Below are 2,081 nucleotides of genomic sequence, written 5' to 3'. Positions count from 1 at the left end.
AAGAGACAGCCACCCCCGCCCCCTCCTGAACCGCAGGCTCGCGGAGTTCGGGACGACGATCTTCGCGGAGATGTCGGCGCTGGCCCAGAAGACCGGCGCGATCAACCTCGGCCAGGGCTTCCCCGACACCGACGGCCCCGAGGAGGTCAGGGAGGCGGCGGTGCGCGCGCTGCGCGACGGCCGCGGCAACCAGTACCCGCCCGGCCCGGGCGTCCCCGAGCTGCGTACCGCCGTCGCCGGTCACCAGCTCGGCCGCTACGGCCTGTCCTACGACCCCGACACCGAGGTCCTCGTCACCGCCGGCGCCACCGAGGCGATCGCGGCGTCCCTGCTCGCCCTGGTGGAGCCCGGCGACGAGGTCGTCGCCCTGGAGCCGTACTACGACTCCTACGCCGCCTGCATCGCCCTCGCGGGCGGCACCCGCGTGCCGGTGACGCTGCGGCCCCACGAGGGCCGGTACGTACTCGACCTCGACGAACTCCGCGCCGCGGTCACCCCCCGCACCCGCCTCATCCTCCTCAACAGCCCGCACAACCCCACCGGCACCGTCCTCAGCCGCGAGGAACTGGCCGCCGTCGCCGCGCTGGCGGTCGAGCGGGACCTGCTCGTCGTCACCGACGAGGTGTACGAGCACCTGGTCTTCGACGGCGAGCACGTCCCCCTCGCGTCCTTCCCCGGCATGCGGGAGCGCACGGTCACGATCTCGTCGGCGGGCAAGACGTTCTCCTTCACCGGGTGGAAGGTCGGCTGGATCACGGCCTCCCCCGCCCTGGTCGCGGCCGTGCGCGGGGCGAAGCAGTTCCTGACGTACGTGTCGGCCGGGCCCTTCCAGTACGCCGTGGCCGAGGCGCTGCGCCTGCCCGCCTCGTACTTCACCGCCCTGCGGGAGGACCTGCGCGCCAAGCGCGACCTGCTGTCCGCCGGGCTGGCCGACGCGGGCTTCGAGGTCTACCGGCCGGCCGGGACGTACTTCGTCACCACGGACATCCGCCCGCTGGGCGAGAGCGACGGCTTCGCCTTCTGCCGGGCGCTGCCGGAGCGGTGCGGGGTGGTGGCCATCCCGAACGCGGTCTTCTACGACCACCGGGAGCAGGGCGCCCCGTTCGTCCGCTTCGCCTTCTGCAAGCGGACGAGCGTCCTGGCCGAGGCGGTCAGCCGCCTCAAGCAACTCGCGACCTGACGGTCCCGGGCCCACCGGCCGCCCCTTTCCCGCCGACGGTCCGGCGCCGCGACAGCGCGGCACGCGCTCGGACCGAGGCGGCCACCGGGCGGCACTCGGCTTCTCGGTGGCCGCCGCCGGCGGTCCCGGCCGACTGGCCCGGTCGGCCGACCCGCGGTGGCGAGGCGGCGCCGCGCCGCCCATGGTCGGGGTGACCGACTCGCGCCGGAGGTGTGCACCCGTGTCCGCCGAGACCGCAGAGCGGGCCGACGCCCGCCGCGCGCCCGCGCCCTCGGCGGCGCGCGCCCTGCGCCGGGCCGCCCCCGCACTCGCGCTGTTCGCCACCGCCCGGCTGGCCGGCGTCCTGACGGGGCCCTGTGCTGCTGGTACGTCGGCGAGAACCCGCTCGCACGCCTCGGCGACACCTGGGACTCCCGCTGGTACACGGGCATCGCCGCCCACGGCTACGGACACCGCACCCTCACCTTCCCCGACGGCGCCGTCCAGAGCGATCTCGCGTTCTTCCCGCTCTACCCCGGCCTCGTCAGGGCGCTCACCACGCTCCTCCCGCTGACCGGCCCGATGGCGGGGCTCCTCGTCTCCTGGAGCGCGGCCGCGGCCGCCGCCTGCGGCATCCACCTGGTCGCCGACCGCCTGTACGGCCGCCGCACCGCCACCGCGCTCGTCGTCCTGTGGAGCGTGCTGCCGCACTCCGTCGTCCTGACCACGGCGTACACCGAGCCGGTGATGACCGCCCTGGCCGCCTGGTCGCTGTACGCCGTCCTGGGCCGCCGGTGGCTGTGGGCCGGCGCCCTGGCCGCGTGCGCCGGACTGACCCGGCCCACCGGCATCGCGGTCGCCGCGGCGGTGGGCGCGGCGGCGGCGTACGCGCTGTGGGCGGGCCGGGGCCGCGGGGCCTGGC

Annotated in this window: 2 protein-coding genes; both read left to right on the top strand. The window is 76.0% G+C overall.

From position 1 onward, the window contains the following. The coding region (locus tag E2E34_RS33750; protein WP_439333704.1) for a pyridoxal phosphate-dependent aminotransferase at positions 1–1,180 on the top strand (1,180 nt) is incomplete at its 5' end. 210 nt (positions 1,181–1,390) lie between these two features. Continuing rightward, on the top strand, positions 1,391–2,081 hold a 691-nt coding region (locus E2E34_RS33745; protein ID WP_500691588.1), incomplete at its 3' end, for a putative hexosyltransferase.

It is taken from the genome of Streptomyces albidochromogenes (assembly GCF_005981925.1).
Classification (GTDB): Bacteria; Actinomycetota; Actinomycetes; order Streptomycetales; family Streptomycetaceae; genus Streptomyces; species Streptomyces albidochromogenes.
The sequence above is the reverse complement of the archived record's forward strand: the minus strand, read 5'-3'. Positions and strand labels throughout refer to the sequence as shown.